This is a genomic window from Nocardiopsis alba DSM 43377, from assembly GCF_000341225.1.
GTDB lineage: Bacteria > Actinomycetota > Actinomycetes > Streptosporangiales > Streptosporangiaceae > Nocardiopsis > Nocardiopsis alba.
In genome coordinates this window covers 310,109-327,432 of record NZ_ANAC01000010.1, presented here as the reverse complement: position 1 = coordinate 327,432, position 17,324 = coordinate 310,109, and the positions used below count along the sequence as shown (strand labels likewise).

Annotated in this window: 12 protein-coding genes and 1 riboswitch; of the genes, 8 read left to right on the top strand and 4 right to left on the bottom strand. The window is 69.9% G+C overall.

Going from position 1 to position 17,324, the window contains the following annotated elements; translation table 11 throughout:
* Nucleotides 1–393: 393 nt before the first annotated feature.
* Nucleotides 394–1,317, top strand: coding sequence for a proteasome assembly chaperone family protein (locus D451_RS0108745; RefSeq protein WP_017534134.1), 924 nt, complete (start codon nucleotides 394–396; stop codon nucleotides 1,315–1,317).
* Nucleotides 1,314–2,459: a quinone-dependent dihydroorotate dehydrogenase gene (locus tag D451_RS0108740; protein WP_017534133.1), complete on the top strand. Its 1,146-nt coding sequence runs from the start codon at nucleotides 1,314–1,316 to the stop codon at nucleotides 2,457–2,459. Before D451_RS0108745 ends, D451_RS0108740 begins: the two co-directional genes overlap by 4 nt.
* 63 nt (nucleotides 2,460–2,522) lie before the next feature.
* Here the strand turns inward: D451_RS0108740 and D451_RS0108735 are convergent, their stop codons facing one another.
* Nucleotides 2,523–3,974: a polysaccharide deacetylase family protein gene (locus D451_RS0108735; RefSeq protein ID WP_017534132.1), complete on the bottom strand. Its 1,452-nt coding sequence runs from the start codon at nucleotides 3,972–3,974 to the stop codon at nucleotides 2,523–2,525.
* A gap of 283 nt (nucleotides 3,975–4,257) precedes the next feature.
* Entirely contained in the window at nucleotides 4,258–5,754 is a 1,497-nt protein-coding gene (locus D451_RS0108730) for a polysaccharide deacetylase family protein (RefSeq protein WP_241463300.1), read from the bottom strand.
* Between the two features lie 233 nt (nucleotides 5,755–5,987).
* A riboswitch (cobalamin riboswitch) is annotated at nucleotides 5,988–6,202 on the top strand.
* A gap of 139 nt (nucleotides 6,203–6,341) precedes the next feature.
* Between D451_RS0108730 and metE the strand changes: the two genes are divergently transcribed.
* Nucleotides 6,342–8,627: a 5-methyltetrahydropteroyltriglutamate--homocysteine S-methyltransferase gene (gene metE / locus D451_RS0108725; protein ID WP_017534130.1), complete on the top strand. Its 2,286-nt coding sequence runs from the start codon at nucleotides 6,342–6,344 to the stop codon at nucleotides 8,625–8,627.
* A 121-nt stretch (nucleotides 8,628–8,748) separates the two neighbouring features.
* Here the strand turns inward: metE and D451_RS0108720 are convergent, their stop codons facing one another.
* Both D451_RS0108720 and D451_RS0108715 read right to left on the bottom strand, forming a co-directional pair.
* The gene (locus tag D451_RS0108720; protein WP_017534129.1) at nucleotides 8,749–9,786 is read right to left on the bottom strand and encodes a hypothetical protein; all 1,038 of its coding nucleotides are present in this window, start codon (nucleotides 9,784–9,786) and stop codon (nucleotides 8,749–8,751) included.
* Between the two features lie 486 nt (nucleotides 9,787–10,272).
* Nucleotides 10,273–11,319 (bottom strand): coiled-coil domain-containing protein, encoded by a 1,047-nt coding sequence (locus D451_RS0108715; protein ID WP_026124930.1) that lies wholly within the window; start codon nucleotides 11,317–11,319, stop codon nucleotides 10,273–10,275.
* Between the two features lie 644 nt (nucleotides 11,320–11,963).
* Between D451_RS0108715 and D451_RS0108710 the strand changes: the two genes are divergently transcribed.
* From D451_RS0108710 to D451_RS0108690, 5 genes are all read left to right on the top strand, one after another.
* The gene (locus D451_RS0108710) at nucleotides 11,964–12,920 is read left to right on the top strand and encodes a methionine ABC transporter ATP-binding protein (protein ID WP_017534127.1); all 957 of its coding nucleotides are present in this window, start codon (nucleotides 11,964–11,966) and stop codon (nucleotides 12,918–12,920) included.
* Nucleotides 12,917–13,642, top strand: a complete 726-nt coding sequence (locus D451_RS0108705) for a methionine ABC transporter permease (RefSeq protein ID WP_017534126.1) — start codon at nucleotides 12,917–12,919, stop codon at nucleotides 13,640–13,642. The genes D451_RS0108710 and D451_RS0108705 overlap by 4 nt, the downstream gene beginning before the upstream one ends.
* A 60-nt stretch (nucleotides 13,643–13,702) precedes the next feature.
* Complete coding sequence (locus tag D451_RS0108700) at nucleotides 13,703–14,548, top strand: MetQ/NlpA family ABC transporter substrate-binding protein (protein ID WP_017534125.1); 846 nt, start codon at nucleotides 13,703–13,705, stop codon at nucleotides 14,546–14,548.
* Nucleotides 14,549–14,739: 191 nt separating this feature from the next.
* A complete protein-coding gene (locus D451_RS0108695) occupies nucleotides 14,740–16,137 on the top strand; it encodes a GH1 family beta-glucosidase (protein ID WP_014910366.1) in 1,398 nt (465 codons plus the stop codon).
* A 143-nt stretch (nucleotides 16,138–16,280) separates the two neighbouring features.
* Entirely contained in the window at nucleotides 16,281–17,312 is a 1,032-nt protein-coding gene (locus tag D451_RS0108690; protein WP_014908567.1) for a LacI family DNA-binding transcriptional regulator, read from the top strand.
* The last annotated feature ends 12 nt before the right edge of the window (nucleotides 17,313–17,324 follow it).

Here is a 17,324-nt window from a genome sequence, read left to right as displayed (position 1 = left end):
CTCCGAGGGGGACGGCCGACCGCCCTCTCGGCCATCGCGCCATGCGTGATCGGTCGCCCACACCGAAGCTCGGGTGAGGTGTTCGGTCGGGAACATCCCGGTCGAGCACCTCACCCTGGCGTGGAACGGGCGGAGGTCCGATCACACGGCCGAAGCGTTCGAGACGCCGCCGATCCGATCCGTCGGGTCCGTACCCGGTGTGACGGCCGGACCACGGCGGGCGCTGTGGCCGTGGTCACGACCGAGGGGTCGACGCCGGTGGGGACCCGGAACGGGTCGGTATGGTGGAAAAGCAGGGCGTGGCGACCCCGAAGTGCGTCACAAGGGACCGTTCGGGTGGGCCTTCGTAGGCGAGTCGTCCTGTGATCCCGACCCTATGGAGACGAGAATCCGGTGCGTGACCCCGCAGATCTGTACGAACTCCATCCAGGCTTCGACGACATCGTCGGCCCGGTGATGCTGGTCTGTCTGGACGGTTTCGTCGACGCCGGACAAGCGGGCCGCCAGACCTCCGAGTGGCTCTTCGAACGGTTCACCGCCGAGAAGGTCGCGACCTTCGACACCGACCGACTCGTGGACTACCGTGACCACCGGCCGACGATGACCTTCGTCGAGAACACCTGGACCGAGTACAAGGCCCCCGAGATCGGGCTCTACCGGATGCACGACGACGAGGGCACGCCCTTCCTCGTCCTGCACGGGCCCGAGCCGGATCACGAGTGGGAGCTGTTCGTGGTCGCCGTCCACCGGCTGGTCGAACGCTTCGCGGTCTCGCTGTCCCTGAGCGTCAACGGCATCCCGATGGCGGTCCCGCACACGCGCCCGGTCACGGTCACCCCGCATTCGACCCGTCCCGAACTGGTCGCGGGGCACACCCCCTGGATCGGCAGGGTGGAGGTGCCGGCCGGGGCGGTCTCGCTGCTGGAGTACCGTCTGGGCGAGCTGGACCACGACTTCATCGGCTACGCCGTCCACGTGCCCAGCTACCTGGCGCAGTCGCAGTACCCGCGCGCGGCCATCGCCGCGATCGGCTATCTGACGGCCGCCACCGGGCTGGCGATCCCCACCGACGACATGGAGGAGACGGCCCGGGCCGCCGACGTGGAGATCGCCGAGCAGGTGGCCGCCTCCGAGGAGATCCAGCGGGTGGTCGCCAACCTGGAGCGTCAGTACGACGACATCGTCTCCTCCCGTGCCGAGAGCGAGGGGGACTCGAGGTCGTTCGGCACGGACGAGGAGGGCCTGCCCACCGCCGACGAGCTCGGCGCGGAACTCGAACGCTTCCTCGCGGAACGCGAGGGTGACGGAAACGGATGACCGTGTTCTACCAGATCCTCTTCAGCTCGGTGCTGCGTCACATGGACGCGGAGAAGGTGCACAAACTGAGCTTCGCCGCGTTGCGCGGCGTGACCGCCGTACCGGGGGTCTCCGAGGCCATGACCCGGGTCCTGGGCCCGCGTGAGCCGGAACTGACCGTGCACGCGCTGGGGCGCGAGTTCCCCGGCCCGCTCGGTCTGGCCGCCGGGTTCGACAAGAACGCGGAGAGCCCTCGGGGCCTGGCCGCGCTCGGCTTCGGCTTCGTGGAGGTGGGCACCGTCACCGCCCACCCCCAGCCCGGCAACCCCAGGCCGCGTCTGGCCCGGCTGGTCGCGGACCGCGCGATCGTCAACCGGATGGGCTTCAACAACGAGGGTTCGGCCCTGGTCGCCGAGCGGCTGCACCACGACCGTGACCGTGAGGGCCCTGTGGTCGGGGTGAACATCGGCAAGACCAAGGTGACCCCGGAGGAGGAGGCGCCCGCCGACTACGCGCTCAGCGCGCTGCGGCTGGCCCCCTACTCCGACTACATGGTCATCAACGTCAGCTCGCCCAACACCCCGGGTCTGCGCGACCTCCAGGGCGTGGAGCGTCTGCGTCCGCTGGTCGGCGCGGTGCGCGAGTCGCTGGCCGAGGCCGGCCGCTCCGACCTTCCCCTCCTGGTGAAGATCGCGCCCGATCTGGCCGACGAGGACGTCGACGCCGTCGCCGACTTCGCGCTGGCCGAGGGGCTGGACGGGATCATCGCCACCAACACCACCATCTCCCGTGAGGGCCTGGAGAGCTCGGCCGAGCAGGTGGAGGCGGCCGGTGGCGGCGGTCTGTCGGGGGCCCCGCTCAAGCGGCGTTCGCTGGAGGTCCTGCGCCGTCTGCGCGCCAAGGTCGGCGACCGGGTCACCCTGATCGCGGTCGGCGGCATCGAGACCCCCGAGGACGCCTGGGCCCGGATCCGGGCGGGCGCCACCCTGGTGCAGGGCTACACGGGGCTGATCTACGGCGGACCGCTGTGGCCGCGCCGGATCCACCGGGGCCTGGCCCGGCTGGTGCGTTCCGCCGGCTACCGGTCGATCGAGGAGGCCATCGGCGTCGACGCCCCCGCGCCGGCCCTGAAGGTGGTCGGCGACACCGCGACCGCGGGCTGACACGTGTACGACGAAGGGCCGGTGGGAGAACTCCCACCGGCCCTTCGCCATGGTCCGCCCCCGCTACCAGCTGCCGTCCCAGTCCTCGGGGAAGACGTGCGGGGGTTCGGGGAAGCCCATCGCCTGGCTCGCGGGGACGAACTCGTAGCCCTCGTCCCGCAGCAGCCGGATGATCTCGGGGACCGCGTCCAGGGTGGCCTCCTGGGGGTCGTGCATCAGGACGACGCCGCCGGGCTCGACCAGGTCGACGACCCGGTCCACGATCTCGTCGCTCGTCAGCCCCTCCCAGTCCTCGCTGTCCACCGTCCACAGGGTCTCGACCATGCCCTGATCGGAGATCTCCCGGTGCACGTCGTCGTCGGTGGCCCCGAACGGCGGCCGGAACAGCTCCACCGTGTGGCCGGTCTGGCGGCGGACCATCGCGCTCACCGAGGCGACCTGGGAGGGCAGCTCCTCGGCGTCCATACGGTTCATGTGCTCGTGCAGATCGCCGTGGCTGGCGATCTCGTGACCCTCGGAGTAGGCCCGGCGCAGCGGACCGGGGCGGGTCAGGACGGGGCTTCCGTTGAGGAAGAACGAGGCGGTGACCTTCTCGGCCGCGAGCAGGTCCAGCAGGTCCGAGGTGGCGGCCACCGGCCCGTCGTCGAAGGTGAGCGCGACACAGCGGACCTCGTCGTCCTCACAGTCCACGTCGGGGAGCCGGGCGTCGAAGACCCCGGGGACGGGCGGAGGGGCCTCCTCGTCGTCGTCCTCCTCGAACTCGGCCGGTTCCAGGTCGGCGTTCTCGGTCATGGAGGCCTGCCGAGCCCGCTCTCCCAGGTCGGACAGGAGAGGCGCGGCGGTCTCGTGGTCGACGATCACGACCTTGCGTCCGAACTCGGTGGAGGGCACGTGGCCCTCGATCACGGGGGAGAGGTGCCCGTCGTCGAACTCCACGACCAGGTCGCCGTTCTCGTTGAAGCCGATCGAGTCGTAGGTCCGCAACACCGGGTACAGGGTGTCGCCGTCGACCTCCTCGTCGTCGGCCAACTCGTCTCCGACGATCGCGTCGAGCTCGTCGAGGGCCTCCTGTCCGGCCAAGAGCTCGGTGGAGTGGGCGGAGTGGCCCGCGGTGGCGTCGTACCAGTGGGTGGAGTAGCCCTCGCGCATGCCGTGCATGTCCTCTTCGGAGCGCACCAGCCGCACCCCGAGAACGCCTTCGCCCGCGGCCACCAGCTCCCAGTCGACGCCCAGGCTCACCGGGTCCCGGGTCCCCGCGCGAAAGTCGGCGACCTCTTCGTCGACGCGTTCCTTGAGCGCCTCGGTGAACGCGTCGGCGGTCGGGAAGACGGGGAGGGTCACGTCGACGGCCACGTCCGGAACGGGGATGTGGGGATGGTCGTCGTAGTCCTCGGCGGAGGCGGTCCATTCGGAGATCCCCTCACCGGAACCGTCCTGGAGCACCGCCATCCGCTCGTTCCCGGACAGTCCGACGGCCTGTTCCCCGCAGGCCGTCAGGGCCAGGGACAGAGCCACCAGGGCCGTCCCGGCGCGGACCCGGATCGTCCGACCCTCGTGAGGCCGGGGCGGGGCCTGATCCGGTACGACTGAGTTCGATGACACGACCCGACTCCCTCGTCCCTTCGGCGGATGCTCTCCCGCGCTCGCTGGGAGCAACATAGGGGACAGCGCCCCGGCGCCCGGGGCACTGTCCACATGTGGACACCGATCCTCGTCGGTGGTCCTTCCGCTCTACCGAGGTCAGTCCTCCCCGCCCCGGTCGGCGGGGGAAACCTCCCCACCGACCGAAGCCGGGGTTCTACAGATCCGTCCCGTCCACGTAGACCTGTCCCGGTTCGGTGGTACCCAGGAGCTGGGACACGGTGACCATGGTGTAGCCGCGTTCGTCCAGCTCACGGATGATCTTGCGGGACGCGTCGATCGTGGTGTCGTGGATGTCGTGCATCAGGATGATGGCCCCGTCGGAGGCCCCGTCCAGGGCCCTCTCGGAGACCACGCCGGCCTTCCGGTCCTTCCAGTCGTTGGTGTCCACGCCCCACAGGATCTGCGCCAGACCGAGCTCCTCGGTGACCTGGTCGACCGTGCCGTTGCGGGAGCCGTAGGGCGGCCGCATCAGGTTCATCGTGTGGCCGGTCTCGCGCTGGACCAGGGCCTGGGTGGTCTCCAGGTTGGACCGCACGGCGCCGGCGCCGATCGTGGCCAGATCGGGGTGGTCCAGGGTGTGGTTGGCGATCTCGTGACCCTCGGCGTAGGCACGACGCACCGTCCAGGGGTGCTCCCTGACGGGGAGGCCTGTGACGAAGAACGTCGCCTTGGCGTCGTGGGCGGCGAGCATGTCCAACAGCTCGGGAGTGCGCCCGCCGGGGCCGTCGTCGTAGGTCAGCGCGACACAGCGCACCTCGGGGTCGGAACAGTCGACGGAGTCGTCGCTCGGGGACATCATCCCGGGCGCCGCCTCCACGGAGCCGTCCTTGTCGGCCTCCGGAGCGGTCTCCACGGTGAACTCGTCCACGCCGGTGGTGGCGGCGTCGCGTGCCCGCAGACCGAACTCCGACAGCAGCCCCTCGGCCTCGTCACGGTCGATCACGGCGTGCAGACGCCCCTCCGAGGCGGGGGCGATCTGTCCGTCGTCGAACTCCACGACCAGGTCGCCTTCGGAGGAGAAACCGACCGAGTCGTAGAGGGCGTCGATCGGGTACAGGGAGGAGGTCACCGCGGCGGTGTCGGAGACGGCCTCGCGCACCAGCTCGTTGAGCTCCTCCAGTTCGGCCTGGCCGGCCAGGAGGGAGCTGGAACCGCGGACCACGCCGTCACCGGTCTCGTACCAGTAGATGCTGTGGCCCTCGCGGGTCTCCTCGGAGTCGGTCTCGGTCGTGGTGACGCGCACGCCGACGATCCCATCGCGTGCCGCCGTCAATCGCCACTCGCCGGTCATCGAACGGGCCCCGGGCTCGGCCGCCTCGAACGCGGAGGCGCGTTCGGTGAGCGTGCGGTCCAGGAAGTCGGACAGCGGGTCGGCGTTGGGGATGACCGGATAGGCGACGGTGACCTCACCGCCGCCCTCATAGGAGATGGAGGTCTCTTCGAGGCCGGGGAGCGCGTCCGCGCGGACGTCGGTCAGCCCGTCCACCTCCTCGGCGGGGGGAAGGTCCTCCTCCTCCGCCGACACCGTCGTGGCGTCGTCGGTGCTCGGGCTCATGCCGTTCGGGCCCGGTGGTCGGGTCGCCATGGACAGCAGTCCCACGAGCACCACCAACGCGATCGCGACCGTGAGGACGGGATGATCGGGGGTCATGGTCGGACGGTCTTGCTGCTTCACCTGGGGGTTCTCCACGTTCATCGTCAGACGAACGTCCGCGGGAGAGCGGGGGCATGCCTCTTCCACGCAACGCTGATAACGGGTGTGATGCCGTGCACAGGGCAGGGGTTCGCCCTCGTGCTCGGAGGAAGGGGGTACGCCGGGTACAGGGGCGGAGGGGGATCTCCCTATACTCCCAGCTGTGGAAGGTACACACTCCACCGAGGAATCGGAGTCCGTTCCGCGGACGTCGGAGTGTGTCGAAAGAGGGAACCCGGTGTGAGTCCGGGACTGCCCCGCAGCGGTGAGTGGGAACGAAAGTCGTCAAAGGCACTGGTGCTTCGACCCGACGGGTCGAGCCCGGGAAGCGACGGCCGGTAGGCGGATCGACGTCTCGTCGAAGGTGCCCACGAGTCCGAAGACCTGCCTCCGCCCGGTGACGCGTCCGTGTCGCCGGTGGTCCCGTGCCCCGAGGGAGGGCCGAGGTCGCGAGACGGGTGTGTCCTTCGGCTCATCCGTGCTCCTCGCGTTCTCTCCCCTCTCCGGGATCGGTGCCCGGCTTTCGACGAGGGAGAGAAGCTTTCATGTCCACCACTCCGACGGCCTCCGGACCGTCCGTGCGCTCCACGGTGCACGGCTACCCGCGTATCGGTCCCCGCCGTGAACTCAAACGCGCCATCGAGTCCTACTGGAAGGGCGCCACCACCGCCCGGGAGCTCGACGACGTCGCCGCCGGCCTCCGTCGGGACGCCTACACCCGGCTGCGCGAGGCGGGTGTGGACGACATCCCGTCCAACACGTTCTCCTACTACGACCACGTCCTGGACACGGCGGTCATGTTCGACCTCGTGCCCTCCCGCCTTCCCTCTCCGGCGCGGGCGGAGGAGCGGGACGAGCGGCTCCGCCGCTACTTCGCCCTGGCCCGGGGCGTCCAGGGGGCGCCTCCGTTGGAGATGACCAAGTGGTTCGACACCAACTACCACTATCTGGTCCCCGAGCTCTCGCCGAGCACCCGGCCGCGTCTGGTCGACGACAAACCCGTCGCGGAGTTCCGTGAGGCCCTGGACGCGGGCTTTCGGACCCGGCCCGTGCTGCTCGGTCCGTTGACCTTCCTTCTCTCGGCCAAGGTCGCCGACGACGCCCCCGAGGGGTGGGAGCCCATCGAGCTGCTCGACCAACTCTTGGACGCCTACGTCCGGCTGCTGGCCGATCTCGCGGCGGCGGGCGCCACCGAGGTCCAGCTCGACGAGCCGATCCTGGCCACGGACGAGGGTCGTGCCGCCGTCGGCTACCTGGAGCGCTCCTACAAGCGGCTGGGAGAGGCGGAGGAGCGTCCCTCCCTCCTGGTGTCCACCTACTTCGGTTCGATCGGTCCGGCGGCGCTACGGGTGCTCAAGGAGTCCCGGGTGGAGGCGGTCGGCCTCGACCTGGTCACCGACGGGGAGGGGTTCGAGGACCTGGCGGCCGTCTCCGGTCTGGGCTCCACACGGTTGGTCGCGGGTGTCGTGGACGGTCGTAACGTCTGGCGTACCGACCTGTCCTCGGCGATCGGCCGGCTGGGCACCCTTCTGGCCCTGACGGACGAGCTCTCGGTGAGCACCTCCTGCTCGCTGCTGCACGTGCCCATCGACCTGGACGCGGAGACCTCCCTGGCGCCGGAGCTGCGTGAGGCCCTGGCCTTCGCCGTGCAGAAGGCCGGAGAGGTGGCCCTGCTCGGTCGGATCCTCTCCGAGGGCGAGGCCGTCGACACGGGGGCCTCCACACCGCGCAACCCGGCCTTTACCGACGCCCGTGTCCGGGCCCGCCTCGACGCGCTGGGGCCGGACGCCTACGAGCGTCCCGAGGACAGGGGAGGACCCGACCGGGTCACGCTGGCCACGACCACCATCGGTTCCTTTCCGCAGACCTCGGAGCTGCGCCGGTCCCGTGCCGCCCACCGTCGTGGCGAACTGTCGACGGAGGAGTACCACCGCATCCTCCGCGCGGAGATCGACCGTGTGATCGCGCTCCAAGAGGACATCGGCCTGGACGTCCTCGTCCACGGCGAGCCCGAGCGCAACGACATGGTCCAGTACTTCGCGGAGCGACTGGAGGGCTACGCGACCACCGAGAACGGTTGGGTGCAGTCCTACGGGACGCGCTGTGTCCGACCCCCGATCCTGTTCGGAGACGTCTCGCGTCCCGAGCCGATGACGGTCGAGTGGATCACCTACGCCCAGTCGCGTACCGAGAAGCCGGTGAAGGGCATGCTGACCGGTCCGGTCACCATGCTGGCCTGGTCGTTCGTGCGTACCGACCAGCCGCTCGCGGAGACCGCCCGTCAGGTGGGTCTGGCCCTGCGGGACGAGGTCGCCGATCTGGAGAGGGCGGGGATCCGCCACATCCAGGTGGACGAGGCGGCCCTGCGGGAGCTGCTCCCGTTGCGGGAGGAACGGCGTGAGGAGTACCTGGACTGGGCGGTGGCCTCCTTCCGCCTGGCCACCTCGGGGGTCGCTCCGAGCACGACGATCCACACCCACATGTGCTACTCGGAGTTCAACCGGATCGTGGGCGGGATCGAGGCGCTGGACGCCGACGTCACCAGTGTCGAGGCGGCCCGATCGCGCATGGAACTGGTGGAGGCCCTGGGGCGGCGGGGCTACAAGCGCGGGATCGGCCCGGGCGTGTACGACATCCACTCCCCGAGGGTGCCCTCGGTGGAGGAGATCGAGGTGTCGTTGCGGCTGGCCGTGTCGCACGTGGAGGCCGCGAACCTGTGGGTCAACCCGGACTGCGGGCTGAAGACGCGCGGCTACGCCGAGGCGGAACAGGCGCTGCGCAACATGGTCGAGGCGGCCCGTAGGGTGCGCGCGGACCTCGCCGAGGCCTGATCCGGTCCGTGTCGTCGGGGGCTCGCCCGACGGTACGGACCCGGGTACGGCGAAGGGGCCGCGACACGAGGTCGCGGCCCCTTCTCGTGGTCGTTCCGCGAGGGAACGTCCGGTCGGGTCCTCAGGAACCGACGATGGCGAGGGCCTCGGCCGCCGCGGAGGTCATGATGTCCTCGGCGTTGTCGGGCATGGAGAGGTCCTCGGGGTCGACCGACAGACCATTGATCTGGTAGGTCAGCTCGATGTTGACGTTCGCGGTACGCACCATCAGGACGGCCACGGGGATGAGGTCGCCGAGGTAGTCGTACTCGGTGATCACGAGGTGGGCCTCGTCGCCCAGACCGTCGAGGGCCTTGTCCTCGGTGATGCTGTCCGCCGGGTAGTAGTCGTCGTTACCACCGGTGTAGTAGTCGACGCTGCTCTGGAACTCGCTGGTGGCGGCCTCGATGGAGTCCGAACCGCTGTAGGGCACCGAGTACGACAGGTTCAGGGAACCGTAGGCGTCGTCGGGGTTGCCCTCGGGGGAGTCGCCGATGGTGGAGCAGGTGGCCGAGTTGTCGGACACGCTCTTGCCCGGGTCGGAGCTGAGCAGGAAGTCGCTCATGACCTGGTCGGTGTAGGCCTCGCAGGGCTCCTGGGGCAGCGCGTAGGGCGGCTCGCCGGAGGGGCCCTCGCCGCCGGCGACGGGCTCCTCTGCCGGTTCGTCGGTCTCGACGGGGGCCTCGGTGGTGGGGTCGGGGGTGACGACCTGGTCGTCACCGCCACCGCGGGCGACGAGCATGATGATCACGGCGATCACGAGGACCACGATGATCACGCCGCCGCCGATGACCACCCAGAGACCGGCCTTGCCGCCGCTCTTGGGGGGCTGGGGAGGCGGCGGATAGGCGCCCGGGGCGCCGGGGCCCATGGGGCCGCCCGGCCCACCGGGGCCGCCAGGACCGCCGTAGGGCGGCTGACCGCCCGCGTACATGCCCTGGTCCTGGCCCGGAGCGCCCGCGTACATGCCCGGGTCCTGACCCGGGCCGCCCGGGTAGGGGGCCTGACCGTAGCCGGGCTGACCGCCGGTGCCGGGCCCGTAGGGCGGCTGGCCTCCGGTGCCGTCCCCGCCACCATAGGGGTTCTGCGGTGGCTGGTTGTAAGGTCCGTTTTCGCTCATGGCTCCCCTCGCCCGGTGAAGTGCTGACCGTGTTGTCTGGGATGCGCGTGCGCAATGGTGGGTTCTCACGAGTTTCCCGTGGCGACCTTCGGCGGATGGCCGGTCGGGTGACGGCACGGGGAATCGTGGGGAGGACGGCCCGGGACCACCGTCGATCCGCGGGCGAGGGCGGATGACGGGGAGCGGGAGTTCCCTGCGTCGTGAGTGGATGTCCCGATGGGAGAACGGGGTTCGCCGTGCATCGTGGTCGGGGCCGGAGGAGAAACGTTCCGTGCCCGTCGAAGAGTCGGGACGTCAAGCATCCTAGCTGCGTAGAGGGACGAAAGGCAGGTCGGATCGACGATAGTGGGGCGAATCGTCACCATTTCGTGCCGGCCGAGCCGAGAATCACCCGAGGTGAGGCCTTATCGTGATCTCCCCTTCTGGACATTCGTGTCCTTTCGGGGATAAAGACGAGGTCCGGAACGGGGTTCGTCCCGCTCCGGATCAGAACATCGAGATGTGCACGTGGTCGAAGTGGTTCTCGGTGTTGTTGCCACGGTCCGACATCGCACGCCAGCCCTCGTCACCACGACGGATGTCCCAGATCTGCTGGCGGTAGATGATGTACATGATCCCCAGGTCCTCGGCGTTGTCCTGGGCCCAGTGGGCGATGTCCCAGCCCCGCTGCTCCTGTTCGGGCGGGGGCTTGCGGCCGTTGGCGTCCACCATGAAGTCGCAGGCGCGCCCCTTGGGGTGCTCGCCCACGACCCAGCCGCCCACCTCGCGGTAGCAGCCCACGCCGCCGACGTCGTCGCCGCGGCCGAACTCCTGGATGATCACGTCGCGCATCTGCTCGGTGCGCGGGGTGATGTTGTCCGGCGGCCGCATGGGCTGCTCGGGGTGGTCGGCGATGAGCCGGCGCACCTCCATGCGCCGGTCCTCCAACTCGTCCATGTCGGCCTCGGCCTCGGCCAGCCGTTCCTCGGCGTTCTCCCTGGCGACCTGGTCCCGGGACAGGGCCTGGTCGAGCTGGTCGATCCGGTCCTGATTGCTGCTGGACAGGTAGTCGATGACGACCGCGCGGTCGATGACCTCGTCGGGTTCGGTGTCCACGAACAGCGACATCGACGGGTCGATGCCGCTGCTGGTGTAGGTGGCCACCGCGAGGGCGCGCACCTGGGCGCGGACCTCCTCGACCGCCTCGTTGGTGGCGTCGGCCCGGCTCTGGGCGCGCTCGGCCTCCTCCATGACCTGCTCCATGTCGCGGAGCTCGCCGTTGTACTCCTCGGTGAGGGCCTCGGCCCGCTCCTCCAGGGAGCCCATGCTCTCCGGCTCGCGGGGCGGAAGCGGCGCGGCGGTCGCGGGGGCGGGCAGGGCGGTGGCGGCCAAGAGCGCGGTGACCAGAGCGATCACCTGGGCTCGGCCCGGGAACGGGCCGGAGAGAAGCGCACGGGCGCCATCGGCGAGGGTCTCCCGCCAGGTGGCGTCGGTGGGGTCGGGCGCCCAGAAGTCGACGTAGTCGTCCACTCTGTTCAGATCGTCGGACTGCACGGTGTGGTCGCTCCTCGTGCCCGCGGGCGCCCTCACGGGCACAGGACGCCGTGGGCGCTGCTTCTCGTCATCTCCCGGACCGGTGTCGCGGCCGTCGCCGTGTGGGCGGGCCTCGACCTTCCTCGGTCGCCTCGGCGCGTGAAGGTCACGGGACGGTAATGAGTGTAGGCACTCTCTTGGGTGTTCGTGAGAGGCCGTGCGGCTTACCCCGGTGGTCATGGGGCTGATGTGGTCTAAATAACCATATTCAGGTCAACGATTTTGTCGACCGGCCGACGTGGTCATGGTTGAGTTGGTGCCGTGATGGCTCCTGAGCACGACGAAGCGACCCCCGCCTCCTCGGTGGACACCGCCCGGCGGCCTCTTCCGCTGCCCGGCTGTCGCTGTCGAATGCCCCGCTTCCGCTCCGCCTGAGCCCTTCGCTCCACCGGGGAACGCACGTCGAGCCGTGTCCGGGCTCCGGTCCCGAATCCTCTGGAGCCCCCGACCGCCGGTCCCTCCGGCGCGTCGACGCCGTCCACCGACCGGGCGCTCCGTACGCTCGGGTGTGGGCGTCAAACCCACGCTGATCCAGCCTTTCTCCGCGAAGCGCGGGAGCTGTGACACCACCGCCAGACGTCGATGGGAAAACCGTGATTGACGCAGTGGGTCTGCACAAGACCTACAGGTTGAAGAAACGCCAGGTAGAGGCCCTCAAGGGCGTCGACCTGCATGTCGAGTCCGGCGAGATCTTCGGGGTCGTCGGCCAGAGCGGTGCGGGCAAGAGCACGCTCCTGCGCTCGGTGAACCTCCTGGAACGCCCCGACGAGGGCAGTGTCCGGGTCGGTGACGGGGAGCTCACCGCCCTGCGCGGCTCCCGACTGCGCGAGGCCCGTCGGGGGATCGGCATGGTGCACCAGCACTTCGCCCTGCTCTCCTCACGCACGGTCGCCGGCAACGTCGGCTTCCCGCTGGAGGTCGCCGGCGTCTCCCGCGCCGAGCGCTCACGTCGTGTCGGCGAGCTCTTGGAGCTGGTCGGTCTGAGCGACAAAGCCCGTGCCTACCCCTCTCAGCTCTCCGGTGGACAGAAGCAGCGTGTGGGCATCGCCCGCGCCCTGGCCCCCGAGCCCAAGGTGCTGCTCAGCGACGAGGCGACCTCGGCCCTGGACCCGGCCACGACCGAGTCCATCCTGTCCCTGCTGCGCAGCCTGCGCGACGAGCTCGGTCTGACCATCCTGCTGATCACCCACGAGATGGACGTGATCAAGAGGATCTGCGACTCCGCCGCGATCATGGAGAACGGCGAGTTCCGCGAGTCCGGTCGTGTGCTGGACCTGATCGGTACACCCGGTTCCCTGCTGGCGCGCTCGCTCTTCCCGTTGCCGGACAACGGCGGCCCGGAGACCGTGGTCATCACCTACCCGCGCTCCTTCGACGAGCCCTTCATGTCCGAACTGACCCGCCGCTTCGACGTGGACGTCAACATCCTCGGAGGCGGGGTGGAGCAGGTGGCCGGCCAGTCCGTGGGCCGCCTGAGCGTCGACATGCGCGGTTCTCGTCGTGCCGAGGCGTTGACCTACCTGTCCGAGCACGGCCTGCTGGTCGAGGAGGCCGGAAAGTGACCACCGATCGGATCCTGTACCTGGCCGACGAGGGCAACGCCGTCACGGCCGTCCTCGACTTCGTCTACGACTGGCCGAACATGTGGCCCAGCCTGTGGCTCGGCACCCAGGACACCGTCTACATGGTGCTGTGGGCGACGATCTTCAGCGTGCTCGTCGGTCTTCCCCTGGGAGTCCTGCTGGTCACCACCGACCGGGGCGGGCTCACGCCCGCGCCGGCGGTCCGCGCCGTGCTCAGCGCCATCGTCAACATCGGCCGTTCCCTGCCCTTCATCGTGCTGATGGTGGCGGTGCTGAGCCTGACCCGCTTCCTCGTGGGGACCACTCTGGGCCCCACCGCCGCGATCGTGCCGTTGAGCATCGGCGCCATCCCGTTCTTCGCCCGTCTGGTGGAGACCTCTCTGCGGGAGGTGGATCGCGGGGTGATCGAGGCCGCCTACGCCATGGGAACCCGCAAGCTCACCATCGTGGGCAAGGTGCTGCTGCCGGAGGCGCTGCCCGGTCTGATCGCGGGTCTGGTGATGACCGTGGTCACACTGATCTCCTACTCGGCGATGGCCGGCGCCATCGGTGGCGGTGGTCTGGGCGACCTGGCGATCCGCGAGGGTTACCAGCGCTTCAACGACCACTACCTCTGGGCGACCGTCATCCTCCTCGTCGTCATCGTGCAGATCGCGCAGAGCCTGGGCGATCTGTTGGTGCGCCGCCTCTCCCGGCGCTGAGTCCTTCCCCTTCCCCTCGCCCCTCTGGTCGGATGTCGAATCGACGGCAAGGAGAACGCCATGTCAGGGAGTGTGAAGGCGCCCCGGGGGGTCGCCGTGTTCGGTGCGGTGGCCCTGCTGCTCACCGGGTGCGGAAGTCCCAGTGAACGGGCCGGAGGCGGCGAGGGGGACGAGGACCTGGTGACACTGCGAGTGGGGGCCAGTCCGGTCCCGCACGCGGAGATCCTGGAGTTCGTCGACGAGGAGTTGGCGGCCGAGGCCGGGTTGGCCATCGACGTGGTCGAGTACACCGACTACAACCAGCCCAACGCGGCCCTGTCCGAGGGGGAGTTGGACGCCAACTACTACCAGACGCGTCCCTTCCTGGAGGAGTATCTGGCGGGCAACCCCGAGGCGGACCTGACCTACGTCGGGGACGTGCACCTGGAGGCCTTCGGTCTGTACTCGGAGAAGATCTCCGACCTGGCCGACCTGCCGGAGGGTGCGCGGATCGGGGTGCCCAACGACGTGTCCAACATGGGGCGCGCGTTGAACCTGCTCGCCGAGCACGACGTGATCACCCTCGCCGACAGCGGGGGGAACACCCCCTCCCTGGACGACGTCGAGGAGGATCCGAAGGGCGTCGCGATCACCCCGGTGGAGGCGGCGCAACTACCCCGATCGCTCCCGGACCTGGACGCCGCCGTGGTCAACGGCAACTACGCCCTCGAAGCGGACCTGCCCGACACCGCGGAGGTCCTGGGGTGGGAGCGGACCGAGGGCAGCGTCTACGGCAACGGCCTCGTGGTGCGCGCGGCCGACGCCGACTCCGCGGACATCGCGCGGTTGAACGAGCTGTTGCACAGCCCCCGGGCGCGCTCCTTCATGGAGCAGCGCTGGCAGGGCATCGTCATCCCGATGGGCTGACGAGGGAGCGGTCGGCCGCCCCGCACACGGCCGAGGACGCGCGGTCCCGGCGACGCTCGGGGCCGCGCCCGAAAGATCACGGTTGGGTTGCGTCCGGGTTCGGGTGCGTTGACGCGTGGGTAGGGGTCTGCTTCGGTATTGGGAGCGCTCCCACCTCTGTTTTCTCCCCACGGAAGGTACGTGTGCCACAAGTGAGCAAGCCCGACGATTTCCCCGAGGACTTCCTTTGGGGGGCGGCGACCGCCTCCTTCCAGATCGAAGGGGCCACCACCGCCGACGGCCGCGGTCGCAGCATTTGGGACACCTTCGCCGAGACGCCGGGCAAGGTGCTCAACGGGGACACCGGAGACCCCGCCGACGACCACTACCACCGCTACGCCGAGGACATCGGGCTGATGCGGGCTCTCAACCTCGGCGCCTACCGTTTCTCCATCGCCTGGCCGAGGATCCTTCCGGAAGGGGAGGGAAAGGTGAACCAGGCCGGACTCGACTTCTACGACCGGCTGGTCGACGCCCTCCTCGAAGCCGGCATCCGCCCTTGGGCCACCCTCTACCACTGGGACCTCCCCCAGCCCTTGGAGGACCGCGGTGGTTGGCCGGAACGCGACACCGCCCTGCGCTTCGCCGACTACGCCACCGTCGTGGCCGAGGCCCTCGGCGACCGGGTCGGCGACTGGATGACCATCAACGAGCCGTGGTGTTCGGCCTTCCTCGGCTACGACAACGGACACCACGCCCCCGGTCGCCGTGACACCGCGGCGGCCCTGGCCGCCACCCACCACCTCCTGCTCGGACACGGCCTGGCGGTGGAGGCGATCCGTTCCACCGGGCACCCGGCCCGGGTCGGACTGGCCCACAACCAGGCGGTCATCCGGGCGAACGGGGCGCACGCCGCGGACGTGCGGGCGGCGCGCCGGGCCGACGGGGTGCGCAACCGTATCTTCACCGATCCCCTGTTCAAGGGCTCCTACCCGGCCGACGTGCTGAAGGACATCGCCCACATCAGCGACTTCTCCTTCGTCCGGGAGGGCGACCTCGCCACCATCTCGGCCCCGATCGACTTCCTGGGGGTCAACTACTACACGCCCGAGTTCGTTGCCGGCTCGGACCGGGGGCTGGACCCGGCCGGGGTCGACGGCGGAGGCGGTGCCTGGCCCGGCGCCGAACCGGAGGAGGTCCACGTCTCCCAGGGGCTGCCGGTCACGCAGATGGGCTGGGAGATCGACCCGCGAGGGCTCTACGACGTCCTTCAACGCCTGGCGGGGGAGAGCGGCGGGATCGACCTGTACGTGACCGAGAACGGCTGCGCCTTCGAGGACCGGGTCTCCGAGGACGGCGCGGTCCACGATCCGGAGCGGACCGACTACTACGAGGCGCATCTGAGGGCGGCCAGGGAGGCCGTCCACGCCGGAATCCCGCTCCGCGGTTATTTCGCCTGGTCCCTTCTGGATAATTTCGAGTGGGCGTGGGGGTACTCCCGCAGGTTCGGGATCGTGTACGTGGACTACGAGACGCAGGAGCGCGTGGTCAAGGACACGGGACACTGGTACGCGGAGTTGGCCGGGACCGGTAGGTTCCCCGAACGGTGATCCACGAGTGATCGCGGGGCGCCCTCGGGGGCGCCCCGTACGCGTGACCGACGGAACGGATCCCACCGTGGCGGGCCCGTGCCCTCCCACGTCCACCGTCCGGAACGTCCGGGCGGAGGTACAGACGTCCAAGGAGCCTCGAAGTGGCCAAGAGCGGTGGTCGACAGCGGCCGACCCTGGAGATGGTGGCGCGGCGGGCCGGGGTCGGTCGGGGCACCGTCTCCCGGGTGATCAACGGATCCCCCCAGGTCAGCCCGCGCACCCGCGAAGCCGTGCACGACGCCATCGCCGAGCTGGGCTACAGCCCGAACCAGGCCGCGCGGACCTTGGTCACCCGACGTACGGACACGATCGCCCTGGTGGTGTCCGAGTCGCGTGATCGCCTGTTCGAGGACCCCTTCTTCGCCGACATCATCCGCGGGGTCAGTTCGGTGTTGAACGAGCGCGACCTCCAACTCATGCTCACCACCGCCCGGGGCGAGGCCGAGCACAAGCGTGTGGGCGACTACCTCAGCGGTTCGCACGTGGACGGGGCCCTGCTGGTCTCCCTGCATCGCGACGACCCCCTCACCGCGCGTCTGGCCCAGGCGGGCGTACCGGTCGTGCACGGTGGCCGGCCCTACTCGGACGCCCAGCCCGCCCCCTTCCGGGTGGACATCGACAACGTGGACGGGGGGAGGGTGGCGACCCGCCGGTTGCTGGAGACCGGACACGTCCGGGTCGGGACGATCACCGGCCCCCAGGACATGAGCGCCGGTGTCGAGCGGCTGCGGGGCTACCGGGAGGCCATGGCCGAGGCCGGGCGCGACGTCGACGAGCGGCTGGTGGTCCAGGGCGGGTTCAGCGTCGAAAGCGGTGCCGAGGCGATGGCGCGCCTGCTCGACCAGGGCGGACGTCCGGACGCGGTCTTCGTCGCCTCCGACATGATGGCGATCGGCGCGATCCGCACCCTGCGGGAACGCGGTCTGAGCGTGCCCGACGACGTGGCCCTGGTCGGCTTCGACGACGCGCCGATGGCGCGGCACAGCGATCCGCCGCTGACCACGATCCACCAGCCCACGGACCGCATGGGCCGCGAGATGGCCCGGCTGCTCGTGGACGTGGCGATCCCCCGGGCCGCCGAGGCGGAGGCGATCACGCTCGACACCCGTCTGGTGGTCCGCGGGTCCGGATGAGCCCGGGTCCTG

Bases quoted from the DNA above. Each gene is read 5' to 3' on its own strand.
- D451_RS0108740 (WP_017534133.1), top strand. From the start codon at position 1,314: ATGACCGTGTTCTACCAGATCCTCTTCAGCTCGGTGCTGCGTCACATG.
- D451_RS0108700 (WP_017534125.1), top strand. From the start codon at position 13,703: ATGTCAGGGAGTGTGAAGGCGCCCCGGGGGGTCGCCGTGTTCGGTGCG.
- D451_RS0108730 (WP_241463300.1), bottom strand. From the start codon at position 5,754: ATGACCCCCGATCATCCCGTCCTCACGGTCGCGATCGCGTTGGTGGTG.
- metE (WP_017534130.1), top strand. From the start codon at position 6,342: ATGTCCACCACTCCGACGGCCTCCGGACCGTCCGTGCGCTCCACGGTG.
- D451_RS0108720 (WP_017534129.1), bottom strand. From the start codon at position 9,786: ATGAGCGAAAACGGACCTTACAACCAGCCACCGCAGAACCCCTATGGT.